The 15635-nt window shown below is 21.5% G+C and carries 13 protein-coding genes, 2 tRNA genes and 1 pseudogene; 7 read left to right on the top strand and 9 right to left on the bottom strand.

What is annotated here, in order from left to right:
* Nucleotides 1-299: 299 nt before the first annotated feature.
* The gene (locus D9V65_RS02170; RefSeq protein ID WP_158342079.1) at nucleotides 300-830 is read right to left on the bottom strand and encodes a single-stranded DNA-binding protein; all 531 of its coding nucleotides are present in this window, start codon (nucleotides 828-830) and stop codon (nucleotides 300-302) included.
* Between the two features lie 403 nt (nucleotides 831-1233).
* On the opposite strand from D9V65_RS02170, the pseudogene dusA reads away from it, so the two are divergent.
* From dusA to hemW, 4 genes and pseudogenes are all read left to right on the top strand, one after another.
* A pseudogene (gene dusA, locus D9V65_RS02180) lies at nucleotides 1234-2162 on the top strand (tRNA dihydrouridine(20/20a) synthase DusA).
* A 348-nt stretch (nucleotides 2163-2510) separates the two neighbouring features.
* Nucleotides 2511-3905 (top strand): replicative DNA helicase, encoded by a 1395-nt coding sequence (gene dnaB, locus D9V65_RS02185; protein WP_158342085.1) that lies wholly within the window; start codon nucleotides 2511-2513, stop codon nucleotides 3903-3905.
* A 662-nt stretch (nucleotides 3906-4567) separates the two neighbouring features.
* Entirely contained in the window at nucleotides 4568-5002 is a 435-nt protein-coding gene (gene ruvX / locus D9V65_RS02190) for a Holliday junction resolvase RuvX (RefSeq protein ID WP_158342087.1), read from the top strand.
* Between the two features lie 170 nt (nucleotides 5003-5172).
* Complete coding sequence (gene hemW, locus D9V65_RS02195) at nucleotides 5173-6309, top strand: radical SAM family heme chaperone HemW (RefSeq protein WP_158342089.1); 1137 nt, start codon at nucleotides 5173-5175, stop codon at nucleotides 6307-6309.
* Nucleotides 6310-6409: 100 nt separating this feature from the next.
* On the opposite strand, the gene trmB is transcribed toward hemW, so the two are convergent.
* Complete coding sequence (trmB, locus tag D9V65_RS02200; protein ID WP_158342091.1) at nucleotides 6410-7126, bottom strand: tRNA (guanosine(46)-N7)-methyltransferase TrmB; 717 nt, start codon at nucleotides 7124-7126, stop codon at nucleotides 6410-6412.
* 193 nt (nucleotides 7127-7319) lie between these two features.
* Here trmB and mutY point away from each other — a divergent pair, with 193 nt between their 5' ends.
* Both mutY and D9V65_RS02210 read left to right on the top strand, forming a co-directional pair.
* Nucleotides 7320-8372 (top strand): A/G-specific adenine glycosylase, encoded by a 1053-nt coding sequence (mutY, locus tag D9V65_RS02205; protein WP_158342093.1) that lies wholly within the window; start codon nucleotides 7320-7322, stop codon nucleotides 8370-8372.
* A gap of 7 nt (nucleotides 8373-8379) precedes the next feature.
* Nucleotides 8380-8613 carry an oxidative damage protection protein gene (locus tag D9V65_RS02210; protein WP_158342095.1) on the top strand — a complete coding sequence of 78 codons (234 nt, stop codon included), beginning with the start codon at nucleotides 8380-8382 and terminating at the stop codon, nucleotides 8611-8613.
* 103 nt (nucleotides 8614-8716) lie between these two features.
* Here the strand turns inward: D9V65_RS02210 and sbcB are convergent, their stop codons facing one another.
* Together sbcB and D9V65_RS02220 are read right to left on the bottom strand one after the other, a co-directional pair.
* Entirely contained in the window at nucleotides 8717-10159 is a 1443-nt protein-coding gene (gene sbcB / locus D9V65_RS02215; RefSeq protein WP_158342097.1) for an exodeoxyribonuclease I, read from the bottom strand.
* A 426-nt stretch (nucleotides 10160-10585) separates the two neighbouring features.
* Nucleotides 10586-10658: transfer RNA gene (locus tag D9V65_RS02220), tRNA-Asn, on the bottom strand.
* A gap of 171 nt (nucleotides 10659-10829) precedes the next feature.
* Here D9V65_RS02220 and D9V65_RS02225 point away from each other — a divergent pair.
* A tRNA-Ile gene (locus D9V65_RS02225) sits at nucleotides 10830-10902 on the top strand.
* A 268-nt stretch (nucleotides 10903-11170) separates the two neighbouring features.
* Here the strand turns inward: D9V65_RS02225 and dut are convergent.
* The 5 genes from dut to rnr form a co-directional block, all read right to left on the bottom strand.
* The gene (dut, locus tag D9V65_RS02230) at nucleotides 11171-11644 is read right to left on the bottom strand and encodes a dUTP diphosphatase (RefSeq protein WP_158342099.1); all 474 of its coding nucleotides are present in this window, start codon (nucleotides 11642-11644) and stop codon (nucleotides 11171-11173) included.
* A 155-nt stretch (nucleotides 11645-11799) separates the two neighbouring features.
* Entirely contained in the window at nucleotides 11800-12249 is a 450-nt protein-coding gene (rplI, locus tag D9V65_RS02235) for a 50S ribosomal protein L9 (protein ID WP_158342101.1), read from the bottom strand.
* Nucleotides 12250-12282: 33 nt separating this feature from the next.
* The gene (gene rpsR, locus D9V65_RS02240; RefSeq protein WP_158342103.1) at nucleotides 12283-12510 is read right to left on the bottom strand and encodes a 30S ribosomal protein S18; all 228 of its coding nucleotides are present in this window, start codon (nucleotides 12508-12510) and stop codon (nucleotides 12283-12285) included.
* Between the two features lie 88 nt (nucleotides 12511-12598).
* Entirely contained in the window at nucleotides 12599-12976 is a 378-nt protein-coding gene (gene rpsF, locus D9V65_RS02245; RefSeq protein ID WP_158342105.1) for a 30S ribosomal protein S6, read from the bottom strand.
* A 304-nt stretch (nucleotides 12977-13280) separates the two neighbouring features.
* Nucleotides 13281-15491 carry a ribonuclease R gene (gene rnr / locus D9V65_RS02250; protein ID WP_158342107.1) on the bottom strand — a complete coding sequence of 737 codons (2211 nt, stop codon included), beginning with the start codon at nucleotides 15489-15491 and terminating at the stop codon, nucleotides 13281-13283.
* Nucleotides 15492-15635: the final 144 nt, after the last annotated feature.

The raw sequence follows: 15635 nt of genomic DNA on the forward strand, positions 1-15635 counted from the left end.
TTTTTTTTAATTTAATTAAATATTTTATACATGTAATAAATTTAATTATTTATATTTTTTATAAAACAAATTTTAAAAATGTTTTATGCACGTTTATAATTCATAATTATTTTTAAAGTATTTATACTTAATAAACAAAAAAAATTATTTAAAAATTAAACACATATTTAATCATAAACTAAAATCTAGTATATTAATATTTAAAATAAAAAATTTAATGTAATAAAATTATGTACCATACAATAAATAATATTAATTCTAAAATAAAAATAACTCTTTATTAAAACAAAAAGAATTGTTTAAAACGGAATATCATCATCAAAATCTACTATAGATTCATCATTTTCTAAACTTTTAGAATTTATATATTTTGTTGATTTATTTACCACAGATTTTTTTTCATTTAAGTTTTCTTTATTTGGTTTATTATTTTTAGGAACAAATGAAGTGTTAGAAACGTTATTAGAAACAGCAGACGAATGTCTATTGCCTAACATTTGCATAGTACCACCTATGTTCACAATGATTTCAGTAGTATACCTATCTATGCCGCTTTTATCCTTCCATTTTCTAGTTTGCAATGAACCTTCTATATAAACTTGAGATCCTTTCTTTAAATACTCCCCAGCAACTTCTGCTAACTTTCCAAATAAAACCACTCTATGCCATTCTGTTTTTTCTCTCATTTCTAACGTATTTTTATCTTTCCAAGTTTCTGAAGTAGCCAATGTTAGATTTGCAACTGCTCCTCCATTAGACATATATCTAACATCAGGATCCTGACCTAAATTACCAATAATAATAACTTTATTAACACCTCTACTAGCCATAACTGAAACCTTATTAGTTAATGTAAAATTACATTAGTATAAAATACTGACTTCTTTAACTATAATTCTATGTAAGTTTTCTGTATTATACTAATAATAATTTAATATTATTTAATATTTAATATATATTTACATTATTTCATAAATATTTACTTTTATTTAAATATTTTTCCTATTAAACATCTTATTTAGTTAAATGTATACTTCTAATAATTTATCTTTCATACTGTTTATACTAATAAACATCTAATTAAAGATTAAAAAATATATTTAGTAAAATAATGTTTATATATATAAATTTTTGATATATTACTATATTATTATATTACAAATACATACTATTTTTTATAAAATGAATACAAATTTAAATTTTCATAATCAAAATCGATTTTGCGTTGCACCAATGCTAAATTATACTGATGAATTTTGTAACTATTTTCATCGAAAACTTACTAAAAAATCTATCTTATATACTGAAATGATGACCACAAGATATATTTTAAATAAAAAAAAAATTTTAAAAAAAAATTATACAATCCGATTGCCATTCAACTAGCTGGAAGTAATATAGTAGAACTAGTTAAATGTGCAAAAATATCGTACAATCAAGGTTATCATGAAATAAACTTAAATATAGGATGTCCTTCTAAAAGTGCTAAAGCCGGTATGTTCGGTGTTTTTTTAATGAAAAACAGCACTCTAGTAACTCAAATAGTAAAAGCAATAAATGATTCTATTCCAACTCCTATAAGTATAAAAACTAGAATTGGAATAAACAATAAAGATAGTTATAATTTTTTAAGCGAATTTATACATGAAATATCTACAAATACTCTTTGCAAAACATTTATTATACATGCTAGAAATGCTTTTACAAATATATATAGTCCAAAAAAAAATAGATCTCTTCCTGCTTTAAAATATAATATTGTATACAAAATAAAACAAGAATTCCCTCATTTAAATATAGTTATTAACGGAGGAATAACTACAATTAAAGAATCATTGTTTCATTTAAAAAAAGTAGATGGAGTTATGCTTGGGCAAGAAGCATATAAAAATCCGAATTTATTAAAAAAAGTAGATAAAGAAATTTTTAATTATTCTAAAAAAAAAACAAGTAATATTCAATTATTATATAGCATGTTTCCATACATAGAAAAAAAAATAAATTGCGGAATTCCAATATATAAAATAACACGACATATACTTGGACTTTTTAAAGGAGAAAAAGGATACAAACAATGGAAAAAATATCTTATTCAAGAATCTTACAAAAAAAATGCTAGTATTAATATGTTAGAAAAAGCTATGAAATTTATTCATATATAATTAAAGTATATTTAATAAAATATAAATATATATAATATTTTATAAATAATTATATTTTTAATTTCTTATGCATGTATTTTTTCAAATTTAAATACATTTAAAATTTATCTTTTAAAAAGATCATTTTTTATATAGTTTAATAAAACTTTATTCTATATTGTTGTAAACAATATAAAATAAAGTTTTAACATTAATGCTTTCATCTTTTTTATTAATAAATTTTATATCAAACAATATTTAATTCCATTAAAAATTAACCTAACTCTCTATTTTTTAAATTATTATTGAATTTTAAACTAAAATTTATATTCCTCAGTTTTTATCTATATTTTGGTAAATATATAAAATATGAAAAGTAATAAATTATTTCACCAAAAAATTAATACTTTTTCTCAAAATTTGCAAGTTCTACCTCATTCATTAGAAGCTGAACAATCTCTTTTAGGAGGTTTAATGCTTGATAATGACTATTGGGATAGTATTTCAGATCGCATAGTAGCTGACGATTTTTTTACACAATCTCATAAATTAATTTTTAAAGAAATGCAATATCTTCTACAATCAGGACATCCCATTGATTTAATTACTTTATCTGAATCACTAGAACAAAAAGGAAAACTAGAAATTATAGGAAGGTTTTCTTATCTAGCAGAATTATCAAAAAACACTCCAAGTACTGCCAATATCACTGCTTATGCAGATATAATTAAAGAAAGATCTATTTTTCGAGAAATTATTCTAACAGCTAACAAAATTATTGAAAAAAGCTATAATCCTAGAGGAAAAACTAGTGAAGAACTACTAGATTATGCAGAATCTAGTGTTTTTAAAATTTCAGAAAAAAAATTAAAAAAAAATTCTGGACCTAAAAACGTTGAGGAAATTCTAAATTCTACTATTTCTACTATCGAAAAAATGTACCAAACTCCTTATCATGGAGTTACTGGAATTAACACTGGATATAAAGATCTAAATAAAAAAACATCTGGGCTCCAAACATCAGATTTAATAATAATAGCTGCTCGTCCTTCTATGGGAAAAACAACGTTTGCTATGAATTTATGTGAAAACGTAGCTATGATCTATGATAAACCTGTTTTAATTTTTAGTTTAGAAATGTCAGGAGAACAAATTATGATGCGGATGCTAGCATCTTTGTCTAGAGTAGATCAAACACAGATACGTACTGGACAACTAGATGATGAAGATTGGTCTAGACTATCAGGTACTATCAATATTCTTTTAAAAAAGAAAAATATGTTCATAGATGATTCAACTGGATTAACACCAACAGAAATAAGGTCTAGGGCTAGAAGAATATACCGAGAAAATAAAGGGTTAAGCTTAATAATGGTTGATTACCTACAATTAATGCGTGTTCCTTCTTTTGGTGAAAATAGAAATTTAGAAATAGCAGAAATATCTAGAACACTTAAATCTTTAGCTAAAGAATTAAAAGTTCCTATTATAGCTTTATCTCAACTTAATAGATCACTAGAACAAAGATCGGATAAACGACCTGTAAATTCAGATTTACGTGAATCTGGTTCTTTAGAACAAGATGCTGATCTTATAATGTTTATCTATAGAGATGAAATATATCACGAAAATAGTGAACTTAAAGGAATAGCAGAAGTAATTATAGGAAAACAAAGAAATGGACCTATAGGAACTATTAAGTTAACTTTTAATGGACATTGGTCTCGATTTGACAATTATTCTAACAGAAATCACAAAAATTAAAAACTATAAACTTAAGAAAAGATATTAATAAATATTAAACATCTTACTTTATATAAAGATATATAATAAAATTTTTTATATAAAAATTTTTTTCAATTATATGAATAACATCTTGAATATATAATATATTTTTCATAAAAAATAAATTATATGAAACATAAAATTTATCTTAAAATGCTATACTAGATAATAATTAACAAATTTTTGTACAAAACACAGATTTTTTAAAAAATGTATGTAGATTTGTATTTATATATAAACAAAATATACATCAACAATACATATTTAATTTTACTTATGATGTTTTTTTCTTATTAAAATAAGAATTTAATTTTCATTAATAAATATTATTTTCGTGAAAAATATTTCTTCAAAGAATAAGAAATTTTGTATTTATTAAAAAAATTATTTAAAATAAACTCTTATATAAATAAATACCTAATTAATAGAAAATAAAAATAAATAATATATTTTATTTATATTATGTTAATAAAATCAGATTAATTAATAATATGTTTAGTTAATTTTTTAAATCCTTACTTATAAAAATAAATTAACTAACTAAATTTAGTATATTATGTTTTTATTTTATGTATAAAACTTTATACAACTATTATTTTCATCTCATAAACACTAAAATAGTCTACTATTTAATAAAGAAAATGACAATATTGGCTTTCGATTTTGGAATAAAAAAAATAGGAGTTGCTATTGGACAAACAATAACTAATACAGCAACCATATTAAACCCAATACAAGCAAAGAACGGTGTTCCAGAACGTAATTCTTTAAAAAAAATTTTTAAAGAATGGAATCCAAAATATGTAATAATTGGATTACCATTAAATTTAAATGGAAAAAAACAAAAAATTACTTATAAAACTATTAAATTTGCTAAATACATACGCGAAAATTTTTTAGTAAACATTGAACTACATGATGAACGATTTACTACAGTAGAAGCTAAATTACAGTTAATACATAAGTACAAAAAAAAATCACTAATAAAAAAAATTGATTCTTTATCTGCTGTAATAATATTAGAAAGCTGGTTATGTAAATTAACTGTCAAAAATAAACTAAAATATGGTTTTTAATGTATATAATTATATTATTAATTAATTATTAAAAAAATTTTATAAAACTAAAATCCAATAATTATTTTCGTATATGAAATAAAAATATATCTAAAATTACATCTATATTCATATTTAAATTTACATAATGAATTTAATTAATATTTATCAAAAATGCCAATATATTAATTATGAAAAAATTACCTAATTTAAGCCTATACATTCATATCCCATGGTGTTCAAGAAAATGTTATTATTGCGACTTTAACTCTTATCAAATAAAAAAAAAAATTCCTCAAAAAAAATATATCGAAAATTTATTAAATGATTTAGATAAAGATTTATTAATTATAAATAACAGAAAAATAAAATCTATTTTTATTGGAGGTGGAACACCTAGTTTATTTGATCCGGAAATAATAGAATATCTGATATGTCATGTAAAAAAAAAGCTACAAGTTTCTAAAACTGCAGAAGTTACTATTGAATCTAACCCTAATACAATAGAACTAAAAAAAATAAATCAATTTATAAAAATCGGAATTAATAGATTTTCTATTGGAATTCAAACTTTTAACACTAAAATACTAAAATCTCTAGGTAGAGAATACAGTCGATCACAAGTACAAGATTTATTGTATAACATATCAAACATTCAAAATATAAATTTTAATATTGATATTATGCATAATTTACCAGGACAATCTTATAACAATGCTATATATGACTTAAAAAAAATAATACTCATAAATCCGTCGCATATTTCATGGTATGAATTAACAATAGAACCCAACACTATTTTTTTTTATAAAAAACCTAAAAATATTCCTAATGAAAGAACTAATTTAAAAATACTCAAAAAAGGAAAATACATGTTAGAAAAAGCTGGATATTCTCAATATGAGATATCTTCTTTTGCGAAACCAGGTTTTCAATGCATACACAATAAAAATTACTGGGATTTTAACGATTATATTGGCATAGGATGTGGCGCTCATGGAAAAATTACTCAAATTAATGGAGATATTATTAGAACTATAAAAAACAAAAATATTGATATGTTTATGAAAGGATTATATTTAAAAAAAAAATATAAAATTAAGGAAAGAGATTTACCTATAGAATATTTTATCAATAAATTTAGATTATTAAATCCTATAAAAAAAATTTGTTTTTCTTCAAAAACTAATATTCCTTATGTAAACATAGAAAATAAAATAAAGATAGCTGTTAACCAAGGATATTTGTTAGAAACACAATTCTACTGGACAATAACTAAAAAAGGAATAAATTTTATGAATAATCTACTAGAAATATTTTTAAATTAAATAAAATTAAAAAAATTAATAAATAATTTTTTATTTAATAATTTTATTTAAATTAAAAATATAACATAACGGTTATACGTACTTGTTACTAATATAGTTTTTATAATTTTTTACATAAAATATAAAAATTAATTTTTCCTAACAACTTACTTTTTTTTTCAAAGACTGTAGTTGGACAAAAAAAAAGTTTGTTAGAACTATCGTACAATATTGTTATATTTAAATAATTTTTTATACTACTTAATGTTTTAACAATATCATCGGAATAGTCTTTGCAATCTGTAGAAATGCATAAATCGCCCCCTCTTTTTAATTTTTGTAATAGTAAAATAATAAATTGCCTATTTAATAATCTTCTTTTTTTGTGCTTGTTCTTTGGCCAAGGATCAGGAAAAAAAATTTGAATTCTTTCAATAGAAAAATCTTCTATCATATTTTCAAAAACTTCTGTAGCATCATAATATATAATACGTAAATTTTTTAATCCTAAAGAGTAAATAATACGTGCACATTGCAATATTCCCGGAAAATATACTTCTATACCTAAATAATTATTGTTTTTTTTTCGTCTTGCTGTTTCAACTAAAGATATACCTGTTCCAAATCCTATTTCTAATACTAAAGGATATTCATTAATAAAAAACTTATTTAAATTAACAAAATTTTTAGTGTACATCATTCCTATTAAAGACCAATATTTTTTAATTTCTAGTTCATGACGTTCTTTTATTTTTCTTCGTCTACATACAAAACTATTAATTTTTTTCAAGAATTTATGATTTTTAACTTCATGCGTAAATAAAAAACTATTTTCCATATTTATCTTCCTATTTATTTTATAATAAAATTATTTATAATACAGTATCGATAACATATTTAAATATCTCTTAAACAAAAGAATAATTCTCTATATAACATCAAATTAAAAAATAACTTAAATTTGATCTAATATAATTTTCTTTTATAACCATTTTATTCACTATAATTTTTATTTATAAGTTGAGATAAAAATGAATGTTTCACAAGAAATTTTAAATTGGTTTCATATTTTTGGAAGAAAAAACTTACCATGGCAAAAAAATAAAACAATATATTCTGTTTGGATATCAGAAATTATGCTTCAACAAACTCAAGTAAAAACTGTTATTCCATATTTTATAAAATTTTTAAAAAAATACCCCACAATTAATAGCATTTCTTTATCTTCAGAAAATGCAGTTTTACATAAATGGAGCGGATTAGGATATTATAAAAGAGCTAAAAATATTTATAAAGCAGCTAAAATAATTTCTAGTAAATATAATGGACAATTTCCAGATGTTTTTAATCATGTAATAAAACTACCGGGAATAGGAAAAACAACTGCAGGAGCAATATTATCTATTAGCTATAACTATTTTTTTCCTATATTAGATAGTAATGTAAAAAGAATTTTAATACGATTATATGGAATAAAATTTAATAAATATAATAAAAAAATAGATAATGTTCTATGGAAAAAAATTCAATCTATATTACCTTTACATAATGCCGGAAAATTTAATCAAGCGCTAATGGACTTGGGATCTTTAATTTGTTATCCAAAAAGTCCAAAATGTAATATTTGTCCTATTAATTATGCATGTATGTTTTTTCAAAAAAATTTTTTTCAAAAATATTCTGTTAGAAATAAAATTCTACAATTAAAAAATTATTGGTGTATTATTATTAATTACAAACAATATATTTTTTTAAAAAAATGTAAAAAATACACGTTTTGGAAAGACTTATTTTGCTTTCCACTATTTACTAAAAAAAACTATTTAATTAACTGGATAAAAGAAGAAAAGATAGTTCCTGTAAAAATAAAACAATTACGATCTATGACACTATATATTACTCGATATAAATTTATAATTACCCCTATATTCTTAATTATAAAAACCAATAAAGATTTTAAACCTGAAAAAGATGCTATTTGGTTTAATTTATTAAACCATCAAAAAGTTGGAATTCCAAGTTTAGTTTTAAAAATTCTAGATAAATATTCTCATTTAATATCACAAACAAATTACAGTGTATAAAATAAATATGAAACGTATAGTATTCTGTGTTTTTTATAAAAAAAATTTAGAAGGAATGGATAAAGTTCCATATCCTGGAAAATTAGGTAAAAAAATTTATAAAAAAATTTCTAAAAAAGCTTGGTTAAAATGGATGAATTATCAAACTATAGTAATTAATGAAAAAAAACTTAATATGTTTGATCCTAAAGATCAAATAAAAATCATAAAATTTATGAATATTTTTTTATTTAAAAAATAATATACTAAATACTAGTTAGAAAAAAAATATTTATATTTCAATATGAATTATTGTTTGTTATTAAATAAAAATTTAATTTTTACTTGTTATTTTACTTATATGTTTAATACGTCGATTTTATAAAAAATAAATTTAAACGATGTTTTATATAAATTCTTTTTGCATACAATAGTATATTTTTTAACAAAATTATTTTTTTAATATCATAGTTATAATATTTTAGGAAAAATTTTATTTGAATAATATACTCATAAAATTTTTTTTGATTAATTATTGAGTTACAATAATAAACCCATTCTTCTTGTTCTGATCTACTTAAAAGATAAAAGTAATTTCGAGCACGGTATCTATAAAAAACTTTGTTCATTCTATTATCTTCAAATTTTAAAATGTTCCAATTCTTTTTAGGCAACATATGAATGCTTTCTAAAATAAGTTTGTCACTATTACTTAAAAAAGAACGATAGATTAATAAATCAACATTTTTTTCATCTTTATTAATCTGAAAAGAATACTTACTTAAGAATAAAAGAACTATGTCTTTTAAAAGAAAATAATTGTTTTTAATCCATTTTCTATTTTTTAAAATTATATTTTTATTCAAATTTAACCTGAAAAAATCATTTTTTTTTAAAATAGTTATTGGAGCTATAATTTCACATCTATTCATATATAAAAAACTAAATCCACACGAAAAAAAATATTCTATATTATTGCTTTTTATCAAATTAAATCTATTTTCTATAAATTTTAATTCTATGTCTTTTACTCCTACATTTATATATATAAGTAAATTTTTATTATTTGGATCTATTACTATAGGAAAAAAACAATTACAATAATATTGTTTAAATCCAAAAAAAGAAGACGCATGAATAAATAACTTACTTCTACTATTTTTTAAGACATCTAACAAACCACTTTTTTTTCTTATTTTAAAGAAAAAATTTAGCATTTTTGGATATTTTTCCTGTACTAATTTTAACAAACTAATAGTTGTATAAACATCAGAAAGTGCATCATGTGCACAATAATGATTTATATTATTTGCTCTAGCTAAATCTTCTAATTTAAAACTAACAGAACCATCTTTATTCTTAGGCCAATTTATTTTATTTGGACGAAAAACATAACAAGCTCTAATTATTTTAATTACATCTAATCTTGAATTACCATTTTTCCATTGCCAACCATATATATCTAACAAATTTCTATAAAAAATATTTCTAGTAAATTCGTCATCAAATTTAATATTATTAAAACCAACAATACAAGATGATTTTTTATTTAAAATACTATAAATTTTTTTTGAAAACAAAGATTCATTAAATCCATGTTTAATAGTATATTCAGGAGTAATACCGGTAATCAATACTGATTTTGGATCAGGAAGATAATCTTTCGGAGGGTAACAATAAAATACTGTGGGATCTTCTATTATTTTAAATTTTGAATTAGTACGGATAGATGCAAATTGAGCTGGTTTATCTAGTGACGGATTAAGGCCAAAAGTTTCATAATCATAAAAAAGAAAAGTATTGCTCATAATGTATATTTATATATATACCCTTAATTAGTTTTAAACTATTCTCAATCATTTGTACTTAGTATATATTAAATATATAATTTTATGTTTAAAAAATTATTTTTAAAGTAATTTATTTAATTAACTATAATAATATTATAGTTTTTCTATTTAAAACCTTTTTTTAATATAAAATATTAAAAAAAATATAATATATTTTATATTAGTAAATCGCTACTACTGCAGCATAAAATTAATTATCATAAATATTTTATATGATTTAGAAATATTAATTTATATATGCTATTTATATTTCTTTAAAACATTTTTGATGAAAACTTAACAAGTTTGTTATTCTTTAATGTTTTTTTTAAAAGTAAAAGTATAGTTTATTAAAAACATTTAGAATGTTAAAAATATTATTTACTTTTAAAGTAAATAATACTTCTCCTCCGACTGGGCTCGAACCAGTGACATGCGGATTAACAGTCCGCTGTTCTACCAACTGAACTACAGAGGAATTATATATAATATATCAATAAAAATAAAAGTTGTCAAAATTATAATTTTTTTTACACCTATAAAATAGAAATATATTCATTACAAGAAATAAACTAAGGATATGTAACTTTATCTAAATAAATTTATATAGATAAATTATTATTATATATGGTATAATAAAAAACATTTCGGCCCCTTAGCTCAGTGGTAAGAGCAAGCGACTCATAATCGCTTGGTCGCTGGTTCAAATCCAGCAGGGGTCAAGTAAAAATAAGTCTTGACTTATATAAAATTAATTTATAATTATAAATATAATTATCAATTTTTATAAATCTATAATTACTAGATATAAATTACTTAACTAAAAAATGAATACTTTTTATTATTTTTATTTCCATATTTATTATTAAATTAATGTAATATTACTTTCGATATTACTAAAAAATTTTTATATAGGTTATAATTTATATTTATATTTAAAAAAAAATTTATTTTTTAAAATTTAAATATTTTATTTATAAAATTAAATTTTTATTTTGTTCCAGTATGTCCAAATCCGTTTATACATCTATCTGTTTTTTCTTTAAACGTTTTTACTATTTTAAATGTTGGTTTAAAAATAGGTACGAATATAATTTGAGCGATACGCATTCCAGGAAAAATTAGAAATTTTTTATTAGTTCTATTTAAAACTGAAATCATAAGTTCACCTTGATAATCTGAATCTATTAATCCTACAGTATTTCCTAAAATAATCCCTTTTTCATGACCTAATCCAGATCTAGGTACAATAATACCAGTAATACTGGTATCCGCTATATAAATAGCTATTCCAGTAGAAATTAAAATGCTTTTCATTGGAATTAAATCTATATTTTTATTAATGCATGCCACTAAATCTAAACCTGAGGATCCATTAGTAGCATACTTAGGAATAGAAAATTTTGTTCCTATTTTAGGATCTAAAATTTTACACTTAATTATATAATTTTTTTTATTTTTCATTTTTTTTAAATTAAAATTTAACTTTATTATTTTGCACTATAAAACAATTTTTTTATAAATTTAATTATTTTTTATAAAAATTAATGTTACCGAAAATATATATATATATATAAAATCGTTAACAAAAATCAAATCGGGTAACTTTTTTTTATAAACTAACATGGAATAATTTCTACTAAAAAATCTGTTTTTACTTTTTTATGCGGTTGAAAAACTATAGTATGTACACCTATATAATGTAAATTTCCATCATTAAAAATTAATTCTTTTTTATTTACTTCCATTCCTAATGATTTTATTGCAGTAACAACTTCTGAAGGACCGACAGAACCAAATAACTTTCCTTTACTTCCAGCTTGAGAATAAACAATAACTTTACCTACTGATTGTAGTTGATTTATTTTATCTTTAGCGTTTAAAATTTTTTTAAATGATTTTTCTTCCAATTCTCTTTGATGTAATTCATGGTTTTTAATGTTTTCTTTGCTAGCAAAAATAGCTTTTCCTTTAGGTATCAGAAAATTACGAGCATAACCTGATTTAACTTCTACAACCTGTCCTGCATTTCCTATATTTTTTATTTTTTCTAAAAGAATTAGTCTCATTATTTTTCTACTTTTTTCAAAGTTAAACACATATTATTTATGTAAATCTGTATACGGTAAAAGAGCTAGATATCTAGCTTTTTTAATAGATTGAGCTAATCTACGTTGATACCTTGCTTTAGTTCCAGTTATTCTACTAGGAACTATTTTTCCACTTTCTGTTATATAGTTTTTTAACATATTTATATCTTTATAGTCTATTTCCAAAGTTTTGTCTGCAGTAAACCTGCAAAACTTTCTTCTTCTAAAATATCTTACCATATTTATTTCCTATATAATTTTAATAAAAATATTCTATGAAATATATTATATTAGTGATTACTACAATTAGTTCTATGTAATAAATATTTTACGATACCAATGATCTATTTGTTACCGGAGATAATCTCTTTTCTTGTTGTTGTTCTTTGACAGCATTCATCATAATAGAAGGCGTAATATTATTTTTTGTAGTACACATAATCAAATGTCGTATAATAAAATTATCAAATTGTATTTTTTTTCTAACTTCATGAATATAATTAGAACTTAATTCAATATTCATCAATATATAATGAGCTTTTTGTAATTTTTTTATAGGATAAGCTAATTGTCTTCTCCCCCAATCTTCAGTTCTATGAACTTTACCTTTCTTCTCTACAATAAATCTATTATAATTGCTTATAAAAACTTTTACTTTATCACTTTTATCTGGATGAATCATTAAAACTATTTCATAGTATTTCATTAAGATCCTCTTCTATCATTCAACTTCATTTACTATTACTATATTCTTTATAAAAATAATAAAAGCATTAAATACTACACAATTCTTTTCAATATATATTATATAGGTAAAAAACTCAATATATATAAATCTATTTAATTAAAGGTGCAAATATAATAACAAATTGCTTTTTTAAAGTTTAATTTATATGTATATATTTCTATCAGTTTTAAACTATATTGTAAAATATAATGTTTAAAACAAAAAAGTTATATCTCATTTTATATTTAGACGAAAATATTAATAGAATTATCAATATATATCATTATAAATTTATAAAAAATTTATTTTTCTTTAAAAATATTTTCTTTGATAAAAATAAGAACTCAATTTTTCTAGATTCAGTAGAAACAGTATGTATTTTAACTATAACTTTATCTCCTAAAGAAAAAAATGAATCTGACGATTTTCCAACTAACTTTTGTTTCTGATTATCATAAAAATACTTATTATCACCTAAAGTAGATATATGAACTAAACCATCAATTAAAAACCTAGATAACCTAACAAAAAATCCGAACTCAACAACATGAAAAATAGTTCCTTCAAACTCTTCTCCTAATTTTTTTTTTATAAAATCACATTTTAACCATTCTATTGCATCTCTTACTGCACACTCAGCTCTTCTTTCAGCAAAAGAACAATAATTAGCTATTTTATTTATTTTGTCTTTATAAAACAACGCGTTTTTATTTATAAAACATTTTCTTTTATTTTTTCTTTTTAAAATCTCATACTTCAATACCCTATGTACTAATAAATCTGGATAACGTCTTATTGGAGAAGTAAAATGTGTATAACAACGCAAAGATAATGCGAAATGACCTTTATTATTTACATTATAAACAGCTGACTTCATAGAACGTAGTAACAATTCTTGAACAATTTCATAATGAGAGTGAGTAAATAATTGTTTTAATATAGCTGAATAATCTATCGTACAAGGTACAATATCTTTATTTAAATAAAAACCTAAACCATGTAGTATTTCTTGACAATTCCTAATACTTTTTGCATCAGGAGGTTCATGATTTCTGAAAGGTACAAAAGATTCATTTTTTATTAAAAATTGAGCTGTCACTAAATTAGCTAGAACCATGCACAATTCAATTAACTCATGAGAATTATATATATTTTTTTTATAAATATCTTTTATTTTTAAAGAAGATGACAACTTTATCTTGTACTCTTTTTTTTTAAAAGAAATTTTATTTTTTAATACTGGAGAAGATTTTAAGACTAAATATAATTGATATAAACAATGTAAATCTGTTAACAACTTATTATATTTAATGCACACTGATTTTTTGTTCTTCCAAATATTATACAATTCTGTATAAGTAAGACGAGCATGAGAATTAATAATTGCTTGGTAGTGTTTATAATTTAAAATATCTCCTTTCACTGATAAAATTATTTCACAAACTAAAGATAATCTATCTTTTTTAGGAATCAACGAACATAAATTATCAGATAAATTTTTAGGAAGCATTGAAACAACATAAGAAGGAAAATAAACAGATGTACTACGATTTTTAGCTTCCTCATCTAATAACGAATTAGGTTTTACGTAATAACTAACATCGGAAATAGCAATCCATACATTCCACGTACCATCTTGATTACTTCTACAACATATAGCATCGTCAAAATCAAAAGCCTCCTCATCATCTATTGTTACTAAAGGTAAACTTCTTAAATCTACATAATTATTAATTACATCGTCAGGAAAATTATCATCTAAATTAATTATTTCTCGTTGAACATCTTTAGAAAATTTTTTTGGAATAAAATAATTATGCAGTGCTATTTGTGCTGCTAGTAATGCAGTCATAGTTTTTCCAAGTAATTTATATACTATACCTGTAGCTATTTTATTTTTTGTAGCTCTTTTAATAAGTTTTACTATAACTATAAATCCTGATTTAACAGATTTTTTTTTATTTTTATCAACTATTAATATTTGAAAATTAAATCTTAAATCATAGGGAAAAACTAAAAATTTATTGTTACGTTTAAAGCATTTACCAGTGATAAATGATGAATGAACAGTATTTACTTTAATAACTACAGCTTCATATTTTTTTTTATCAGGCATTTTAAAAACATATGCAGAAATTAAATCTCCATGTATACAGTTTTTCATTTGTTTTTTAGATAACCAACAACTTTCCTTTAGATGTGAATTATTAAAAAAACCATAACCATTACGATGACCTTCTACTGTTCCTTTAAGTATATTTTTTTTATTTATTAAAATATATGTTAATTTTCTAATTAATAATAATTCTTTTCTTTTCTCCATATAATATAAAGTATTTTTTAACCTTTGCTTTTCTTCTAAACTTGCTATTTTTAACACTTTTTCTATTTGTTCTTTGGTTATAACACTTTTATTATTTTTTTTCATCCAAGAAAGAAGTAAATTTCTTAAAAATACAATTGACCTATTTTTTTTGTAGACACTGACTACCATAACTATTAGCTCCTACATTTAATTCATATATATTTAATTATAAAACCATTCTTTAATGCATTTTATTTTAAAAATAGAGTCAATATTTTTGATACAGTATACAACTAAAAAAATAATACATTATTTATAATTTAATTTTATTGA

The sequence above is a fragment of the Buchnera aphidicola (Anoecia oenotherae) genome (assembly GCF_005080765.1).
In the GTDB taxonomy this organism is placed as follows: domain Bacteria; phylum Pseudomonadota; class Gammaproteobacteria; order Enterobacterales; family Enterobacteriaceae; genus Buchnera_E; species Buchnera_E aphidicola_AB.